General features: G+C 45.2%; 14 protein-coding genes. 9 read left to right on the plus strand and 5 right to left on the minus strand.

Going from position 1 to position 19,456, the window contains the following annotated elements; all coding sequences use genetic code 11:
- Window positions 1-166 precede the first annotated feature (166 nt).
- The 4 genes from FME95_RS04130 (at window position 167) to FME95_RS04145 (ending at window position 4,113) form a co-directional block, all read left to right on the plus strand.
- Window positions 167-1,288, plus strand: coding sequence for an ATP-grasp domain-containing protein (locus tag FME95_RS04130; protein ID WP_246109317.1), 1,122 nt, complete (start codon window positions 167-169; stop codon window positions 1,286-1,288).
- 126 nt (window positions 1,289-1,414) lie between these two features.
- Window positions 1,415-3,205 (plus strand): bifunctional lysophospholipid acyltransferase family protein/GNAT family N-acetyltransferase, encoded by a 1,791-nt coding sequence (locus FME95_RS04135; protein ID WP_147713155.1) that lies wholly within the window; start codon window positions 1,415-1,417, stop codon window positions 3,203-3,205.
- The gene (locus tag FME95_RS04140; RefSeq protein ID WP_147713156.1) at window positions 3,156-3,662 is read left to right on the plus strand and encodes a DinB family protein; all 507 of its coding nucleotides are present in this window, start codon (window positions 3,156-3,158) and stop codon (window positions 3,660-3,662) included. Before FME95_RS04135 ends, FME95_RS04140 begins: the two co-directional genes overlap by 50 nt.
- Before the next feature lies 1 nt (window position 3,663).
- Window positions 3,664-4,113 (plus strand): YHS domain-containing (seleno)protein, encoded by a 450-nt coding sequence (locus tag FME95_RS04145; RefSeq protein ID WP_147713157.1) that lies wholly within the window; start codon window positions 3,664-3,666, stop codon window positions 4,111-4,113.
- Window positions 4,114-4,276: 163 nt separating this feature from the next.
- Here the strand turns inward: FME95_RS04145 and nfuA are convergent, their stop codons facing one another.
- The gene (gene nfuA / locus FME95_RS04150) at window positions 4,277-4,867 is read right to left on the minus strand and encodes a Fe-S biogenesis protein NfuA (RefSeq protein WP_147713158.1); all 591 of its coding nucleotides are present in this window, start codon (window positions 4,865-4,867) and stop codon (window positions 4,277-4,279) included.
- 259 nt (window positions 4,868-5,126) lie between these two features.
- On the opposite strand from nfuA, the gene metH reads away from it, so the two are divergent.
- Window positions 5,127-8,810 carry a methionine synthase gene (metH, locus tag FME95_RS04155; protein WP_147713159.1) on the plus strand — a complete coding sequence of 1,228 codons (3,684 nt, stop codon included), beginning with the start codon at window positions 5,127-5,129 and terminating at the stop codon, window positions 8,808-8,810.
- A 109-nt stretch (window positions 8,811-8,919) separates the two neighbouring features.
- Here the strand turns inward: metH and FME95_RS04160 are convergent, their stop codons facing one another.
- Complete coding sequence (locus FME95_RS04160) at window positions 8,920-9,540, minus strand: biosynthetic peptidoglycan transglycosylase (protein ID WP_187265435.1); 621 nt, start codon at window positions 9,538-9,540, stop codon at window positions 8,920-8,922.
- Window positions 9,541-10,106: 566 nt separating this feature from the next.
- On the opposite strand from FME95_RS04160, the gene FME95_RS13605 reads away from it, so the two are divergent.
- Complete coding sequence (locus FME95_RS13605) at window positions 10,107-11,981, plus strand: methyl-accepting chemotaxis protein (protein ID WP_187265436.1); 1,875 nt, start codon at window positions 10,107-10,109, stop codon at window positions 11,979-11,981.
- 103 nt (window positions 11,982-12,084) lie between these two features.
- Here the strand turns inward: FME95_RS13605 and tyrR are convergent, their stop codons facing one another.
- The 3 genes from tyrR to FME95_RS04180 all read right to left on the minus strand — a co-directional run bounded on the left by tyrR (window position 12,085) and on the right by FME95_RS04180 (window position 15,535).
- Window positions 12,085-13,617, minus strand: a complete 1,533-nt coding sequence (gene tyrR / locus FME95_RS04170; RefSeq protein WP_147713161.1) for a transcriptional regulator TyrR — start codon at window positions 13,615-13,617, stop codon at window positions 12,085-12,087.
- Window positions 13,618-13,946: 329 nt separating this feature from the next.
- Window positions 13,947-15,008 (minus strand): MJ1255/VC2487 family glycosyltransferase, encoded by a 1,062-nt coding sequence (locus tag FME95_RS04175; RefSeq protein ID WP_147713162.1) that lies wholly within the window; start codon window positions 15,006-15,008, stop codon window positions 13,947-13,949.
- Window positions 15,005-15,535 (minus strand): phosphatase PAP2 family protein, encoded by a 531-nt coding sequence (locus FME95_RS04180; RefSeq protein ID WP_147713163.1) that lies wholly within the window; start codon window positions 15,533-15,535, stop codon window positions 15,005-15,007. Before FME95_RS04180 ends, FME95_RS04175 begins: the two co-directional genes overlap by 4 nt.
- Before the next feature lie 216 nt (window positions 15,536-15,751).
- Here FME95_RS04180 and FME95_RS04185 point away from each other — a divergent pair, with 216 nt between their 5' ends.
- From FME95_RS04185 to FME95_RS04195, 3 genes are all read left to right on the plus strand, one after another.
- A complete protein-coding gene (locus FME95_RS04185; protein ID WP_187265437.1) occupies window positions 15,752-16,840 on the plus strand; it encodes a GNAT family N-acetyltransferase in 1,089 nt (362 codons plus the stop codon).
- 50 nt (window positions 16,841-16,890) lie between these two features.
- On the plus strand, window positions 16,891-17,310 hold the full coding sequence (locus FME95_RS04190; RefSeq protein WP_147713165.1) for a VOC family protein: 420 nt from the start codon (window positions 16,891-16,893) through the stop codon (window positions 17,308-17,310).
- A gap of 183 nt (window positions 17,311-17,493) precedes the next feature.
- Window positions 17,494-19,215 carry a proline--tRNA ligase gene (locus tag FME95_RS04195; protein WP_147713166.1) on the plus strand — a complete coding sequence of 574 codons (1,722 nt, stop codon included), beginning with the start codon at window positions 17,494-17,496 and terminating at the stop codon, window positions 19,213-19,215.
- Window positions 19,216-19,456: the final 241 nt, after the last annotated feature.

The following is a 19,456-nucleotide window of genomic DNA, read 5'->3' on the forward strand; positions in this document are numbered from 1 at the left end:
ATCGATAGTAAAGAGCCGCGCTGCTTAGCTAAGTTCAACCACATCATCGCTTCAGGCTAAGTAATACAAACGCCTACCCGTTAACAAATTCAACACGCCAGTGGAACTTTCTGTCACCGTCATCGTCTACACTGATTAACAACTTAATCAATATGTGGACCGATGAATGCCAAGTACTAAAACAGCCGCCGATAGCAGCTACGTCTGCCCAGGGATGCCTCCGTTACAACTCGGAAAAACGACGTCTTTTTTTGAATTTTGGCCAACTTGGCTGATGTACTTTCCCATCTCTATTCAGTGGTTAGCACTGTCTATTCGATATCGCTCCCTCACCTTGCCGCTTATCGCAAACCCCCAATTACCACTCTCCGGTATGGTTGGCGTTGGTAAAAGTGAACTCCTCAGTCAAGCCCAAGGCGACTTAAATAATGTCATCCTGCCTTGGTTCACCGTGACAAAAACGGAAGCTCCATTAGAGCAACAGGTTGATCAACTCAAGCTTGCCGTCACTGATTCTGGCTTTGCATATCCGTTTGTCTGTAAACCTGATATCGGCTGCCGAGGCATTGGTGTCAAGTTGATTAAAAACGAACAACAACTAATTGAAAACTTCACCAGCTACCCAGAAAACGCCAAATTATTTATTCAAAAATTAGCCGACTTTGAACCCGAAGCAGGCGTTTTCTTCACTAAGCATCCCAATGAAAAAAACGGCAAAATCATTTCAATGGCATTGAAATATACGCCTTATGTTATTGGTGATGGTGAAAAAACCTTAGGCGAGTTAATCGAAAGTGATCAACGTGCCGGACAGCTCATTCATCTATATCAATCACGCCATCAACAGCATTGGAACCAAGTCATTGCCAAAGACCAGCCTTATCGTTTGGTGTTTTCTGCCAGCCACAGTAAGGGTGCAATCTTTAAACAGGCAAACTATTTAATCACTGACGCATTAAGTGAAAGGCTAACCCAACTCTTGGCCAACCTACCCGACTTTCACTATGGCCGCCTCGATATTAAATTTAAAGACACAGAATCATTAAGCCGCGGCGAACATATTCAGATTGTCGAGATCAACACCGCCAGCTCTGAACCATTGCATATATGGGACAGCAACACGCCTTTTAAAGAAGCTGTGCGCGCCCTGTTGTTTCAATATCGAATTTTATTTGTCTACGGCAACGAAAATCGTAAAAAAGGTTTCACACCGCCCGGCTTTAAAAAATTAATTCAGCACTGGAAACTAGAGCGAAATTTATCTCGCTTCTATGGTGAAACCGACTAATAGATTTTGATTATCGACATCTGTTTGCAACAAAGACGATACAACATTGCTATGGGTTTATTGCAAAAAAACTAATGCAGATCTGCATGAATCCATTATTACTGACTTTGATTTTGAGATATTAGAATGAACGCAACTCAAAACCCATTCAAACTGGGGCTTAAACCAAGCTGGCTTGCTGGTTCAATCGAAGGACTCCTCGGCCTTACACCCTTGGCGCGTGCCTATGATGCTCGCGCAGAGAACCTCAATGCTGAGCAATTTTTAGATCACACACTCAGCTCTCTGGATTGCTCTGTGATGCTCGAGGGGCAATCACTAAACAGTGTCATCCCAGAAACTGGTCCGGTTATTGTGGTGGCAAACCATCCTTACGGCGGTATCGAAGGCGTTGCTTTATCGCGTGCGTTATTATCGGTTCGGCCTGACACCAAAGTCCTGACTAACCAGATGCTGTCGTCCATCCCTGAACTGAGCGACATTTTTTTAGGCGTTGATGTTCTAGGGAAAAAAACAGCACATAAAAACACCGCCGGTGTACGAGCGGCACAACAACATCTGCAAGATGGACATCTATTACTGCTGTTTCCTGCCGGTCAGGTTAGTGCTCGCACTTGGAAAAACAAACAGGTTTCGGATCGCGACTGGAATGCCATGGTCGGCCGCTTAGCCCTAAAGACTCAAGCCAGTTGCGTGCCTATCTTTATTGACGGACACAACCCCGAATACTTCCAACTGGCAGGCCTCATCCACAAGCGTTTACGCACCCTACTGTTACCACGTCAATTGAGTAACAAAAAAGGTAAGGTTTTACGCATGGTTGTTGGCAATGCCATTGATAAACGCGATTACGCGCAACTTAATTCGGCAAAAGCCATTACTCATCTGTTGCGCATGTCGACCTATTTATTAGCGCCAAACAAATCCAACAGCTACAAACCTGTGATCGAACAACTGGCAATCAAAACTCAATTCAATAGCCCAGTTATTGAACAGGAATTACAAACGCTGGCTGAATTTAAATTGCTCAGCAAAGGCAGTTTTGATGTTTACTGCGCGCCTTACGAAAAATTAAATCATACCTTCGATGCCATCAGCGAAGCGCGTGAACACACCTTTCGCGCAGCCGGGGAAGGCACTGGAAAAGATAAAGACACCGACCAATTTGACAGCCATTACGATCATTTATTTATTTGGGACAACGAACAAAAAAATATTGTTGGCGGTTATCGACTGGGTCAGGTAGATCGCATCATCGAACGCTTTGGCGTAAACGGTTTATACAGCCGAAGTCTGTACCGTTTTGATGAGCAACTACTTAACGAGGTGGATGGCGCGTTAGAAGTGGGCCGTTCATTTATTACCGAAGCCTACCAACGCCACCCTTCAGCACTGGATGCATTATGGCGAGGTATTGGTCACTACTTGGTAAAAAACCCACAATACAAAACGCTTTTTGGCTGCGTCAGTATTTCTTCTTCTCATTCTAAAATGGCTCGCGCTTTTATTAGCGATGCCATGATGGAAAATTTTAAAGCCGAACAGGTTTTTCTTGAACAGGTGAAACCAATCGTACCGCTAAAGGTCAAAGGAAAAGTCTGGACAGCAGCGATGCTGGCATCAATTAATGATATCAGTGTGTTTAATCGCTTAGTTGGCCAATGTGATCCGGGCAAAACCATTCCTGTGTTATTGCGTCATTACCTTGCACTGAACGGACGCTTTGTTGGGTTTTCCATTAACCGTGGTTTTAATGATTCTCTCGATGGACTCATTATGGTCGATGTAACCAAGATGCCAGCTCGATATGTTAATCGTTACCTCAGTAAAGCTGGTGCTGTTGAATTTTTAAATTATTGGAACAAGCATGAACAATCTTTGCCAAGCGAACATCGAAGCACTCAACCAGCTGGTTGATCTAATCAATAAAAGCAAAACTATTTATAAAACCAAAACCGATGCAACGGCGAGTATTGGTGAACACTGCCGTCACATTCTCGATCATTATCGGGCGGTACAAAAGGGCCTCGAGAATTGCTGTATCGATTACAACTTACGGACTCGTAACAGCGCTGAGGAAACCCAGTTTGAAAGCGCTCTCGACAATATCGAGCAGATCAGCGCTTGGCTGAATAATCTACAACAGTCCGACTATTCCGATGTTGCAGTTATTTCAGAAATTTGCCTTGATCAAGAACAGAGTGAAACACTGTCGTCTAATCTTGATCGGGAACTACTCTACCTATTGAACCATTCGATTCACCATCTTGCTTACGCTTCATTGTCGGCAAGAAACTTAGGCATTGAGTTACCCAAACATATTGGTTTAGCTCCTGGAACCGCAACCTATTTACGTCACAAAGAGGCCAGTTAATATGATTATTCGCAAAACCTTGCTGTTAGCTTCAACATTATTTGCCTGCGCAACACGCGTTTTCGCAGTCGAGCCTATTTTTACCCCTTGGAACAGCGACCTTGCTATTCGCGGTTACGACACCGTGGCTTACTTTACACAGAACAGCGCTGTCGAAGGACTAAGCGATTTTGAATACCAGTGGCAAGGTGCTACTTGGCGCTTCAGCAATGAAGATCACCTGAAACTGTTTGCTGAAAATCCAGAGAAGTATGCGCCACAATACGGTGGTTATTGCGCCTATGCGGTAGCAAAGAACTCGACAGCCAGTATCGATCCAAGCCAATTTTCTATCATCGATGGCAAGCTTTACCTCAACTACAACGCTAAAATTCAACAGCGCTGGCAAGAAGATATTGCCGGCTTTATTGATCAAGCCGATAAAAACTGGCCAGGTCTTCTAAAAAAATAAGCTCTTCAAAAGAAGTGCTTTAGCTAAGTAACCTTTTTAATTTTTTAATAAACAAAATTTAAAATAATAAGAGCCATATAAAACGAATCGTCAGAATACAAAAAGCCAGCAATTGCTGGCTTTTTTAATTAGGCTAAACATTTATTAAACTGCTTTTTTACCGCTATTGATAGTAAGCGTTATCCGTTACCGTGTGATCGGTTGCATCACGCACACCTGTCAGCTGCGGTAAGCGTTCAAGCAAGGTTTTTTCAACGCCATCTTTTAACGTTAGGCTGACGGCAGAACAACCTTGGCAACCACCACCAAAGCGTAAGATGGCCACACCCTGTTCGGTAATTTCTTCTAGGGTGACATCACCACCATGCGAGGCCAAACCTGGGTTGATTTCAGTGAATAGGATGTAGTTCACCTGATCTTCAAGCGGGCTATCTTTATTGACCTTCGGCATTTTCGCATTCGGCGCCTTAATGGTGAGCTGGCCACCCATACGGTCTTGTGCGTAGTCAACTTCGGCTTCGTCGAGATAAGGCTGACTGATTTTTTCTAGGTAGACACGAATATGCTCTAACTCCAACAGCACATCGTCGTCTTTCTCTTCGCCTGGCCGACTGTAGGCTAAACAGGTTTCCGCGTACTTGGTACCCGGCTGAGTCACAAACATACGCACTGCCATACCGTCGGTACTTTGCTTCGCCAAAAGCTCTGCAAGGTATTTTTGTGCTGACTCAGTAATCGTTAATTCTATATCCATGCTCAGTCCTAAATTTTTCTTAATTTTAAAGTGCCCTCAGTTTTTAAAGTGCACTTTGTTTATAACGGCTAGTTTAACGTATTTTTCTTGCAGACTAAATAACCAACTAAATCACTCAAGTATAAAGAAGCCTCTTCATCATCCGCTTTTTGTAGGAGTCGAACAAATTCTATATCAAAATTATTTGATATAGCTTGATATATTGCTCATTTTAGGCTTTCATTGCAGCTTACGGCATTTGCATAAAACAGAGACGGTTATGACAACAAGAACGCATCGCATCCAACAACTCCACGCAGCTATAAAGGATCGAATCCTGATATTAGATGGCGCGATGGGCTCGCTCATCCAAAGTTATCAACTCGAAGAGCAGGACTATCGTGGCGATCGCTTTGCCGATTGGAACAGCGATATCAAAGGCAATAACGACCTCTTATCGATTACCCAGCCCGAGATCATCAAAACCATCCACAAAGCCTATTTGGATGCTGGCGCCGACATCATCGAAACCAACACCTTTAACTCGACTGAAGTCTCTCAAGCCGACTACAACATGCAAGAGCTGGCATTTGAGCTCAATAAACAAGGTGCTGCCATTGCACGCCAAGTGTGCGATGAAAAAAGCCTAGAAACCCCCGATAAGCCGCGCTGGGTCGCCGGTGTGTTGGGGCCAACCAGCAAAACCCTGTCGTTATCTCCTGATGTGAATAACCCTGGTTATCGAGCAATCGATTTTGATAGCCTCGCCAGTGATTATAAAAAAGCCACGCTGGGCCTCATTGAAGGCGGTGCGGACATCATCTTGATCGAAACCATCTTCGATACACTCAATGCCAAAGCCGCAATCTTTGCCACTCAAGAGGCGTTCGAAGAAGCAGGCATTGAATTACCTATTATGATCTCCGGCACCATTACCGACGCTTCTGGCCGCACACTATCTGGCCAGACAACGGAAGCCTTCTACCACTCTGTACGCCATGCCAAACCTCTTTCCATTGGCTTAAACTGTGCTTTAGGAGCCAGCGAATTACGCCAATACGTTGAAACACTGTCCAACATTGCCGACTGCTCGGTTTCTGCACACCCGAATGCGGGCCTACCTAATGAGTTTGGCGAATACGATGAGTCACCTGAAGAAATGACCGAAGTGGTAACCGAGTTTGCCCAGTCCGGTTTTTTAAACATCATCGGTGGCTGTTGCGGTACCACGCCTAAACACATCGAGCTGATTACTCAGTCGATGGCACAACAAAAGCCGCGTAAAGCACCAAGCATTAAACCACTCATGCGACTTTCTGGCTTAGAGCCGTTTACTGTTACTGATGAGCTGAACTTTATAAACATCGGCGAGCGCACTAACGTTACCGGCTCGGCAAAATTTAAGCGTCTTATCAAAGAAGAGCTCTATGATGAAGCGCTGGCCGTGGCTCAAGAGCAGATCGAAAACGGTGCTCAGATTATCGACATCAATATGGATGAAGGCATGCTCGACTCCGAAGCTGCGATGACGATTTTCATGAACCTTATCGCTTCTGAGCCCGATATCGCCCGCGTCCCTATCATGGTCGACTCATCCAAGTGGAACGTCATTGAAGCGGGCCTCAAATGCGCTCAAGGCAAATGCATTGTGAACTCAATCTCGCTAAAGGAAGGCGAAGCTAACTTTTTACAGCAAGCAAAACTGTGCCAACGCTACGGCGCTGCCGTCGTAGTCATGGCATTTGACGAAACTGGCCAAGCCGATACCCGCGAGCGTAAACAAGAAATCTGTAAGCGCAGTTACGATCTCTTAGTTGCAAACGGTTTTCCACCTGAAGATATTATTTTTGACCCCAATATTTTTGCGGTAGCAACAGGTATTGAAGAGCACAACCGTTACGCAGTCGACTTTATCGAAGCCACCGAGTACATCCGCAAGGAGCTTCCCTATGCCAGTGTCAGCGGCGGTGTTTCTAACGTCTCGTTCTCGTTCCGTGGTAATAACCCAGTACGTGAAGCGATCCACTCGGTATTCCTCTACCATGCCGGTCGAGTCGGACTCAACATGGGCATTGTCAATGCCGGTCAATTAGTCATCTACGACGACATTCCCGACGAATTACGCGAACGGGTTGAAGATGTCATTCTCAATCGTCGCGACGATGCCACCGACCGTTTATTGGAAATCGCCGACAACTATCGCGGCGATGGTACTGTTGCAGCGAAAGAAAGTTCGGAATGGCGTGAATTCCCAGTGGTCGAACGCATTGCCTACTCGCTGGTCAAGGGCATCACTAGCCATATTATTGAAGACACCGAAGAAGCACGCCTGCAAGTCAACCGCCCTATTGAAGTTATCGAAGGGCCGTTAATGGACGGCATGAATCAGGTCGGTGATCTGTTCGGTGCTGGCAAGATGTTTTTGCCTCAGGTGGTGAAGTCCGCTCGTGTTATGAAACAAGCAGTCGCACATCTGATTCCATATATTGAAGCCGAAAAAACAGAAACCACGCGAGCCAAAGGCAAAATATTAATGGCCACGGTTAAAGGCGATGTTCACGACATTGGTAAAAATATCGTTGGCGTTGTACTTGCCTGTAACAATTACGAAGTGGTCGACTTAGGCGTCATGGTACCGGCTGACAAAATACTCAAGACCGCGATCGAAGAAAAAGTCGACGTTATTGGTTTGTCTGGTTTGATTACACCCAGCCTCGATGAAATGGTGCACGTTGCACGTGAAATGCAACGACTCGATTATCAATTGCCATTACTGATTGGTGGTGCAACAACGTCTAAAGCCCACACCGCAGTTAAAATTGAACCGCAGTACAAAAATGACGCCACTATTTACGTCACCGATGCATCGCGTGCTGTGTCTGTTGTGCAGTCGCTATTAAGCGACGAACGCAAAGCCGACTTTGTTGCTGAACGCCGTAATGAATATGAAAAAGTCCGAGAGCGTAATAAAAACCGTAAATCCAAAGCGCTGTTCAATTATCAAGACGCGATTGCCAACGCACCTCAACTTGACTGGCAACATTACACGCCACCTAAACCACAATTTACTGGCACGCGTGTTTTTGAACAATACGATGTTTCAGAGCTGGTCGACTACATTGATTGGACGCCATTTTTCATAACCTGGGAACTGCACGGCAAATACCCGAAAATTTTAAACGATGACAAGGTCGGTGAAACCGCAACCAGTCTGTTTAACGATGCTCAGGTGATGTTAAAACAAATCATCGATGAAAAATGGTTAACGCCAAAAGCCGTCATTGGTTTTTGGCCGGCGCAGCGCAGTGCAGCAGATACCATTCAGGTGACTAACGGTGATCAAGCCGTTAACTTAGAACAGTTACGCCAGCAAAGTATTAAACCCAACCAGCAGCCGAATTTGTCGCTCGCCGATTACATCGCACCAACGGGCACACAAGAAGATTACCTCGGTGGCTTTGTCGTCACCGCCGGTCACGGCGTTGACGAGCGAGCGGCGCAATATGAAGCCAATGGTGACGACTATAACGCCATTCTATTGAAATCACTTGCTGACCGACTCGCAGAAGCCTTTGCCGAACGTATGCACGAACGTGTGCGTAAAGAGTTTTGGGCTTATGACAGTAACGAAAGCCTAAGCAACGAGCAGCTCATTAAAGAAAGCTATCGCGGCATTCGCCCTGCTCCTGGTTATCCTGCTTGCCCTGATCATACCGAAAAAGACAAGCTGTTCGATCTGTTGCAGGCTACTGAAAACACCGATGTACACCTTACCGACGCCTACGCGATGACGCCGACGGCCAGTGTTTCAGGTTGGTATCTGAGCCACCCTGAAGCTCGCTACTTTGGTATTGGTAAGATCAGCAAAGATCAGGTTGAGGATTATGCCGAACGCAAGGGAATGTCTCTAACAGAAACTGAACGCTGGCTTAGCCCAGTGCTGGCGTACGAGCCCTCTGCATAGAATATTCAGATAACAATATCAATCTATCTGAAATAAAAAACGGCTGCCTCATGCAGCCGTTTTTTTATTCTACGTTAATAATTCAATAGATTGATCTATCAATTCGCGATTAAAAATATTGCCAATTGAGATAACGACGGTACTGACTTGGACTGATGTATTCTTTATACAGCATGTCAGACAACACTCGCTTCAACTTGCGCTGATGTCGCGGCACCAGGTTTTGATTCTGAAAAATACTGTAATGATACTTTCTTGGCGACGGCAGCATTAAAGCTAAAAAAGCCCCTTCTGCTGCGTTAATCTGGCCCACCGGCTTAGAGAAATAATATTTTGCGGCATGCGACACGCCATAGATATCTGGCCCAAACTCAGCAACATTTAAATATAACTCTAATATTTCATTTTTCGTCAATTGCGCTTCTAGCTCTCGGGTTACAAAGAACTCAATAAGCTTACGATGCAGTGATTTTGTACTGGAACGAATAAATACATTTTTTGCAACCTGTTGACTGATGGTGGAACCACCAAAGCTAAGTTGCCGACGTTTAATATTTTCACCAATGGCAGTAATTAGGGCGTCCCAATTAATGCCCTGATGTTCAAAGAACAAGCCATCTTCACTCATCACCACTGCGTATAGTAAATCACGATTCACATCGGCCAAGCGAACCCAATGATATTCTGCTCGCTTAGATCGGCTGTCTATTTTTTCCAAAACGCTGTTCACGCCTAGTTCTCTGAGTTGCTGAAACTCAACGTTTTTTAAATCCGGAACCTGATTGAAAATAAAATAAAAATAAACCGCTATCATTGATACTAATAACCAGACAAAAGATCCAGTTATGATGAGAATCATTTTCAAATAAGACAGCGGGCGTTTTATAAACATTGAGGTGAAACGAGACAAAAACTGTTGTGATCGTTCTTTGAGCGGAGCTTTGGTCTTCCCAGACTGATTGGAGATCATTACACATACCTACTCAGATTAAGCCAAAGACTCACCAACATAATTTTAATATTGGCAAGCTAACATGACCTTTTTAATTAAAATATTGTCTTTTTACAACAAATGGCCTCTTTTCTGAAATTTAACATAAAGTATTCAGTTGCCCTGCCGTTACTTATTTTGATTTTTTAAGGTTTTAACCTAGCATTTTTAGGTATACCTAAAGCTTCATCAAAAAGACGTTAAAGACTAACGCTTGCTATTGGTCAATTATGAGTTCTATCTCACATACGCTCATTGAGAAAGACTTTAGGCTATACATAAAGGATCCAAAGGACCTAAGAATTATGAAACAATTTAAACTTCAAGTATTTTCAGCCCTAGGCTGTATCGTAGCGGTAATCATTTTGATTATTGCTCTACTCGACTTCTTGTCGTTCCGATCTGAAAGCCGTGATCTCAACAAGCAGATTCTGATTGAACGAAACCTTGCTCTAGAAGCAGAAATGACTGAAAAGTTTAACAGCTATGTCGACGTTTTTGCATCGATGGAGATGGGCGGTCACGATGTTAATGAAGAACATCTAAATGAGCAAAATGTTGCGACGATGTCATCGGTTTATGAAATTTTAAAAAATCGAAGCAATGGTGTTTACCTGTTTGACACCTCCGGTTCAGCCTATCGCCGCTCTGGTGAAAAGATGTCGGCCAACTATAAAGGTCGCAGTTACTACAACGCGATTTTTGAAGACGGCAAACAATTTTACGTTGGCTCACCGTACACAAACAAGAGTAACAACAAAGTCTCTTTTGCTATGGCGTATAAGTTAAAAGCTGATACCGCTCTAATGATAACGGTGCATCTAGATATCTTCATCAATCATCTTGCAGAAAGAAAAAATCTCTTTATGTATACCGACAATGGCACCATTGTAGTGGCGCCGAATGAAGAGCTAATTGGTCAAAAGATTTTCGAAGCTATTCCTGAATTCGAAGAATTTAGCGAAGAGTCACCAGAAATGACTTACGTTGATCGCTCTGGTGGTAAGAAGGTTGAGTACACTGCTTTTTGGGGTCAAATGGACATCAACGGCTGGGGCTATGTCAGCTTGGCTGAAAACGATGTTATTTTCAAAAGCGCCAACCAGCAGCTAATTACGTCTCTATCAATTGGCCTTATCTCATTCATCATTGCCATTGTCATCCTACACTTTGTACTAGAAAAACTGGTATTACGACCAATCGGTGGTGCACCGCAACACATCGCCTCACTGATGGAAAAAATGGCCTCTGGCGATTTAAAATTGAACCTTCGTGCCACAGCAAAAGATACTGGTATTTATCGTTCACTGATCGAGTTGTCATCTCAGCTGCATGAACTGATTGGTAAGTCGACAGCGGTTTCAGACAGTGTTTCATCTTCGTCACAAGAACTTAACGTCGTGATGAGCGAAACGCTAACCAACATGGAACACGAAAAACTGCAGGTCGAGCAAATTTCAACAGCAATTTACGAGCTTTCCAGTACCTCACAAGAAGTTAGTGATAAAGCGGTCAATGCTGAAGAAGAAACCAAGCTTAGCCAAACAACCATTGCAGACGGTAAAGAGACGCTTGAGAAAAACATGGCGTTGGCAAAAGACATCAACCACTCTGTTACAGAAACAGCAACCATTGTTGATGAGCTACGCAAATTCTCAATCGAGATCGGCACTGTAACTGAAGTTATTAACGGTATTTCAGAGCAAACCAACCTACTGGCACTGAACGCCGCTATTGAAGCAGCACGAGCCGGTGAAGCAGGTCGAGGCTTTGCGGTTGTTGCTGACGAAGTACGTGCTTTAGCATCGAAAACCCAGCAATCGACTGTCAGCATTCAAGACATCATTCAGAAGCTGCAAGAGAAGTCTGAAACGGCAAGCAGCAACATGACTCAAAATGTTGAACTGATCGAAAGCTCGGTAGAACTGACCGAACAGGTGAGAGAAGCGTTCGAAGAAGTCTCGCTAGCGATTAACAAAATTTCTGAAATTAATGCCATGGTTGCCACCGCATCGGTTGAGCAAACCGGTGTTACCGAAGAAATTTCGCAAAATACCACCAAAGCATCCGACTTGGTTCAGCAGAACGTATCTGCAATCAATCAGGCGCTACAGGCATCTACCGAACTGGCAAAACATGCTCAGGCTCAAAAAGACGCCCTAGACTACTTCAAAGTCTAATCAACCGGTTAGAACCAAAAAAAAGCGAGTCTCGGCTCGCTTTTTTTATGCTTAACTTTTTACGAATAAACGGTTTAATTGCCTACGAATAACAGGATTCGCACTAGCCGTCTGCATGCTTACCAATACGATATTCACGTAGCTTATTAGCAATCGCGGTATGGGACACACCCAGCTTTTTCCCCAACTGCCGACTGCTTGGATAAGAGGGAAACAGACTCTTTAGAAGCTGAGCTTCAAAACGCTTCATGGTTTCATCTAAGCTTCCATCAAAGCTATCAATCGACATCAGAGCATTATCCTGACTTTGAGGCAATTCAAGGTGATCCGGTTCCAATACGTTATCTTCTAGCATGAGCACAGCACGCAATAACGCATTTTCTAACTGACGAACATTGCCTGGCCACGCGCTGGCTTTAAGTGCATCCTGAAAAGCCATCGACATCTGAATCGGTGTTTGTCGAGATTCAGCATAACGATTCACAAATTTAGCTGCGATCGGCAAAATATCTGCCTTACGTTCGCGCAACGGTGGAATGTGTAACTTGAGCACATCCAATCGATAATAGAGGTCTTCCCTAAACTGCCCTGCTTGACATAGCTCGATCAGATTCTTTTGTGTCGAGCAAATAATCCTGACATTGGAGCGATATTCTTTTTCATCACCGACACGCCGATAGCTGCCATCTTGCAACAGACGTAAAAATTTATTTTGCAGCAATGGCGACATATCACCAATTTCATCTAAAAAGACGGTGCCTTCTTCAGCCAACTCAATGATGCCTTTTTTATCGGCACTGCCAGCAAAGCCAAACAATTCACTTTCGGCAGCGTCATCTGGAATAGCGGCACAGTTTAAAACTAAAAATGGCTTTTCACGCCGCAAGCTGTTTTGGTGGCAGGCCTTAGCCAATAACTCCTTGCCCGTTCCTGTCTCACCGGTAATGAGCAACGGTGCATCTAAATCCGACATTCGCTGCGCTTGATCGACCAGCTTTTTCATCGCTTGGCTCTGCGCTACGATTTGGTCAAATTGATTCGACTGCTGATGGTAAGCATTAATTTGTCGCCCAAGGCGCTCTGGTGATTTAAAGGTCATCACGGCACCGGCGATCAATGGGCCTTCTCCTCCATCGGCTAAACGTATGGGATACAGATCGGCTAAATAATCCTGCCCTTTTAAATCAACATTAACAGCCTGTGATTCAGGGTGATCACTATCCAACCAACGATTAAGATTAAAGCCTTTTAGCCAATTCTTTAGCGGTTGCTCTCGCAGTTGCGCAGCAGACAGCCCTAATAAGTTTTGAGCAGCCTCATTGGCAACAATTACTAAACCGCGGGTATCAACTGAGATAACAGGCTCAGGCAATGTCGCTAAAATGGTTTTGTAAGCCTGCTGCTCGCGCTCCATCGGGCTGTATTCAATCAGTGATACATCCTCAACACCGACAATAAGCCGTATTTCAGGCATCAGCTGCTGAATCGTTGAGAACTCAACGTCCGGCAATTGCAGAAATATTTCATCCGCCTTAGAGGTCTCAATACCCACCAGATCAATCTGGTGTTGAACAACGATCTCTAAGATTTCAGCACAGATACCTAGTCTCTGCTCACAACGTATATGCAGTTTCATTAACCGTACACCCAAGCCCAATAAGGATCATCGAAACAGCATTAAAGCCGCTTGCGACACAAAGCAGTGAAACTGCCCTAAGCCTTAGCGAATGTCAACTAATCGTTACAGCGTAAAGCTACTGGCTTTCCTCAAATAGTGGCTTTCTTTAAATGGTGTTTTTTTTATTTAAACCTAGCTTGGTTGAGGTGCTGTACAGGCTCTGCTGGTTGCATAAAGCCACGCCGCGATAACAACGAGAATGGATTAAAAAGACAATATTTTGGCAAAAAAAAGCCCTTACTGACCATCATTGCCAGTAAGGGCTTTTTATATAGGTTGTAGCAGTGCTAAGAAACGCTGACTAACGGTGCGTAATCAATATCATCATGTGGGAACACCACACCTTGCCACGCTTGCTGCACAAGTGACTCTACCGACTGCTGAGGGTATTTTAACAGCCATTGCGCTAACAGCGCTGGTACGTCGCTATAATTAACTTGACTGTGACGCGCACTGGCTAAAAAGCGCTCAATCGCCTGAGGATTAATTTTAGTCGTCGATAAACCTAAGCCCAACTGCGATAAAGCTAAAGCATTAGATGCTTGCTCCATCTGGCCTTTCAATGGTTTAACCATGATTTTACGGCCCAAACTTAAAGCTTCTGAAGCCAGTTCAAAGCCTGCGTTACAAATAACACCATCGGTTGAATGCAAGCTGTCTTTAAAGCCGTCACGACTAAAGCCGCGTACCAATACATTGCCGTATTCACCCGGAGCAATATCACCACAGTGATAAATAAACGGATGCTCAAACTGCATCAGCACGCTTAGTACTTGCTGGCTCTTCTCGAACGGCAAGTACACTAAGGTACGATTCGTTCCTGTGCAGGCGTGGCTGTCGCGCTCAATGATAGGTGGTAACACAGGAGCGCCAAAGTGATGCCAATGTACGCCAACACCTAGATCTACCGGTGCAAACCATTTCATGATGGCTTCACTGGCGATTGTATTCTCTGCTTTCGGTATGTCTTGATCAAAAGCGTATTGATGGCCAATGCCGATACAAGCAATGTTTTTCTTACGTGCCGCCCATGCAACCACCGGCTCAAAATCGGTGACGACCAAATCATAATGCTCGACGTTCAGCGTCCGTATATCTTGATACATCTGAACAAGCGAAGCTTCTGCAAAGGTTTTAATTAGATCAATCTTACCTGCACGAGTGGCAAAGCTAAGGCCTTTAAAAACCTTATAGTCACCAAAGGCTTGCATATCAAAGAACTTATCTTTGTCGCGACCAGAAAACACCCAATCGACTTCGATTCCCGCTTCTGCCAAAGCCACCTGCATGGCACGTGCGCGAGTAATATGACCATTACCCGTACCTTGAACTCCGTACAAAATCTTCACAAAAACGCTCCATAATTCAATACAACAATACCGACACTCGACCCTAGCACTGCACCCACTACCGTATCGGTTGGAAAATGTACGCCTAAAAAGATTCGAGACATGGCAACAAGAACGGCCCAACAAAGTAAAAGCGGCATCAGCGCAGGAAACAGATATCCGACAAAGACCACAAACAGAAATGCTGCCGAGGTATGGCCGGATGGAAAACTGAATTTATCGGAAGGCACAATAAAGCTTGAGAAGTCGTCAATCGCATCGGCTGGGCGATGACGTTTAAAACCGTTTTTAAGCACAAAGTAAATTAAACGCTCAATAACAAAGGCAGATAAAAAGTATTTCAGATAATGTGCGCCGTGAGGCCAATCAATGGCAGCATAGGCAAACACGAACAATGCATAGACCCAACCGTCGGCTGTTTTGGAAATTGCACGACCAATATTGGTTAGCAGATGGCGACGGCGGCGGGCCATACACCACTGAAACATGGCTAAATCTAAGTTATGTACTGGCTGAAATAATTTCATAGCAAACCCTCTTATACATAGAGGCTATTATTCATCGAAATATTTCACTTAGCTGACATTGATGTGAAAGTTTCATGACAACGCATATTTACCGCCAAACTGGCTTTTTGCGTCAATAGGAAAAAGGTCATCGGAATAAAACGTTCAGGCAGCTTAAATTCACTTGAACCAAACACTATAATGGCGCTAGCGCCGATTAAAAAAAGTGAGGATGCGTTGAACTATAAGCTTCTAGAACAGTGGCAACCGATGGCATTAGGCGACGACAACCCCTTTATTTCAAACGCCTTTTTATGCGCATTAGAGTCAGCTGGTATTTGCAGTGCCGAAACTGGCTGGCAACCGTTACATATTGAGTTAGATGAGCGGCTTCGCTTACCGGCCTACATCAAAGACAACTCTTGGGGCGAATATGTTTTTGATTGGTCATGGGCAGACGCTTACCAGCAACACAACCTAGACTACTACCCTAAATTATTAATCGCTGCGCCCTTTACGCCCTCGGTTGGGCCTCGACTGATTAACGCCAATGAGTCGGATGCCACTATGCTTTTTGATAGCCTCAAAGCCATCTGTAAAGAACAGCAGCTCAGTGGCTTTCATATTTTATTTGCCAACCAACAAGACCAACAACTGCTCGACAAGCTGCCTTTATTGCAACGCCACGACATTCAATACCACTGGCAAAACCAAAACTATCAAAGCTTTGAGCATTTTTTGCAGCGGTTTAAATCACGTAAACGAAAAAACATTAAAAAAGAACGCAAAGCCGTTTCAGACCAGGGTATTCGTGTGGCGACCATTCAGGGGGCAGAAATCAGCCAAGAACAGCTGAATGTGTTTTACCACTACTACCATGCCACCTATTTGAAGCGAGGCCGACAAGGCTATCTCAACCGTGCTTTTTTTCAGCAAATATTACAGGCCATGCCCGAAAAGCTGGTGCTCTTTATGGCCTACTTAGACGAGCAACCAGTGGCGGCCGCGCTCTGCTTTCAAGATCAAGAATGCCTGTATGGCCGTTACTGGGGCTGCTTGGAAGAATACAACCAATTGCATTTTGAGGTTTGTTATTATCACGGTATCGACTATTGCATTACCACCGGTCGAAAACGCTTTGACCCCGGCGCGCAAGGTGAGCACAAAATTAGCCGTGGCTTTGAGCCGGTCATAACCCGCTCTTATCACTGGCTGGCGAACAAAGACTTTTTTGCCGCGGCAGAAAGCTTCTGCCAAAGAGAAAAACAATACGTCGAAAAGTATCGCGATGACGTTATACAATCGTTACCCTTTAGCGAACAGTAGGCTAACAACAGCCTGCCGGTGACGATTCAACTTAAGCGTTAGGAGCAACTATGAAATTCTTACATACTATGGTCAGAGTGAAAGACTTAGATCAATCCATGCACTTTTATTGCGACCTTTTAGGCCTTGTTGAAACTCGCCGAAAAGAAGTTCCCGAAGCTAAATTCACGTTAGTTTACTTAGCAACAAAGCCTGGCGAGCCCGAAGTGGAACTAACTTACAACTGGGACAGCGATGAAGACTATGGCGATAGCCGCCACTTTGGTCATTTAGCGTTCGAGGTTGAAAATATTTATCAGCTCTGCCAGCAATTACAGGACGCTGGTGTCACCATTAATCGACCACCTCGCGACGGCCGCATGGCATTTGTTCGCAGCCCAGACAATATTTCTATTGAACTGCTACAGGCTGGCGACAAGCTTGAACCGCAAGAGCCGTGGCTGAGTATGGAAAGCATCGGTCACTGGTAAGTCATACCACTGATAATTGGCATATCACCAGTAGGCTAATCTCGACACCGAATCAGCTGCTTTTCAACTGGTCTTACCTTCTGAAAAGCTGGTAAACTTCGCGATCGAAAATTTCTTGTTCTAATTCCCGTCAAGGCATGAGAGTAACGCTGCCTTGGCGACTTCTAACATAAGGATCGCTCAATGCGCGCAAGCCGCTACCTTCTGTCGACGGTTAAAGAAACCCCAGCCGATGCTGTCATCGACAGCCATAAACTCATGATTCGTGCGGGCCTAGTTCGCCAACTTGCTTCTGGTCTATACAGCTGGCTGCCGACAGGGCGACGCGTGTTATCTAAGGTCGAAAAAATCATTCGCGAAGAATTGGATCGAGCTGGCGCCCAAGAAGTGCTCATGCCAACGGTACAGCCTGCTGAGTTGTGGCAGGAGTCTGGTCGTATCGATCAGATGGAAGGCCAAATGCTGCGTATTAAAGACCGACACGATCGTGACTTTGTTTATGGCCCAACACACGAAGAAGTGATCACCGATATTGCTCGCAACGAACTCAAAAGCTACAAGCAATTACCGATCAATCTGTATCAGATCCAAACCAAATTCCGTGATGAGTTCCGTCCTCGCTTTGGTGTAATGCGCTCTCGTGAGTTCATCATGAAAGATGGCTACTCCTTCCATGTTGATCAACAAAGCCTGAGCGAAGAATACGACAACATGTATCAAGCCTACAGCCGCATTTTTCAACGCTTAGGTCTGGACTTCCGCGCTGTACTGGCCGATACCGGTGCAATGGGCGGTAAAGCCTCACACGAATTCCAAGTTTTAGCCGACTCTGGTGAAGACTTTATTGCTTACGCCGTCGGTGGTAGTTATGCGGCAAACATTGAGCAGGCTGAAGCGCTGATGCCAGCAGGTGAACGCGCAGCACCAAGCCAAGAAATGACTTTAGTCGATACGCCAGATGCTAAAACCATCGACCAGCTGGTTGAACAATTTAACCTACCGATTGAGAAAACGGTGAAAACACTGATCGTTGAAGCCAGCGAAGACAGCGAGCACGAGTTGATTGCTCTGATTATCCGTGGTGATCACGAACTCAACGAGCTAAAAGCTGAGAAGCTTGCGCAGGTTAAAGCGCCGCTGACCATGGCCGACGAAGCCGCGATTAAACAAATCATTGGTGCAGCGCCAGGCTCGCTTGGCCCTGTTGCTCTAAAAGTGCCATTTATCGTCGATCGCGCTGTTACACTGATGTCTGATTTCGGTGCCGGCGCCAATATCGATGGTAAGCACTACTTTAATATTAACTGGGATCGTGACGTCGCCTTAGGTGAGGTTGCCGACTTACGCAATGTTGTCGCTGGTGACCCAAGCCCTGATGGCGTAGGCACGCTCGACATCGTTAAGGGTATCGAAGTCGGCCATATCTTCCAGCTTGGCGATAAATACGCCAAGGCACTGAACGCAAACGTACTGGATCAGGCCGGTAAAGCCAGCACCATGCTAATGGGCTGTTATGGCATTGGCGTAACCCGAATCGTTGCTGCGGCTATTGAACAGAACTTTGATGAGAACGGCATTAAATGGCCAGGTGCCATTGCACCGTTCCATGTCGGCATCGTGCCGTTGAACGCCCATAAGTCGCCACAGGTGATGGAAGTCGCAGAGAAGCTTTACCAAGAGCTACAGGATGCAGGCTTCGATGTGTTACTGGATGATCGCGACAAGAAAACCAGCCCTGGCGTTAAGTTTGCCGATATGGAATTGATCGGCATTCCACACCGTTTAGTGGTTAGCGATCGCGGCCTCGAAAACGGCATGATTGAATACAAAGCAAGAAATGAAGCCGACAAGGTTGAGATTGCATTAAGCGAAGCCATCAGCCATATCAAGGCGCAGATGAACTAGCCGGTTTAAGTAGCAGAAAACCTCCAATCCCTAAAAACCGAGCACTGCTCGGTTTTTTTTCGCTTGCGGTCAGCCCCCTACCGCTCAAGTATCTAAATCTAAGCACTTAATAAACCTAAGCACTTATAAACCTAGGCACTTATAAACCTAGGCACTTATAAACCAAAGCACGACAAATCGAGTCACCTGACAACATTTACAACAGCCACAAGTCTGACTAGTGTTAAACAAAGCAGTACTC

This window comes from Reinekea thalattae (assembly GCF_008041945.1).
Classification (GTDB): Bacteria; Pseudomonadota; Gammaproteobacteria; order Pseudomonadales; family Natronospirillaceae; genus Reinekea; species Reinekea thalattae.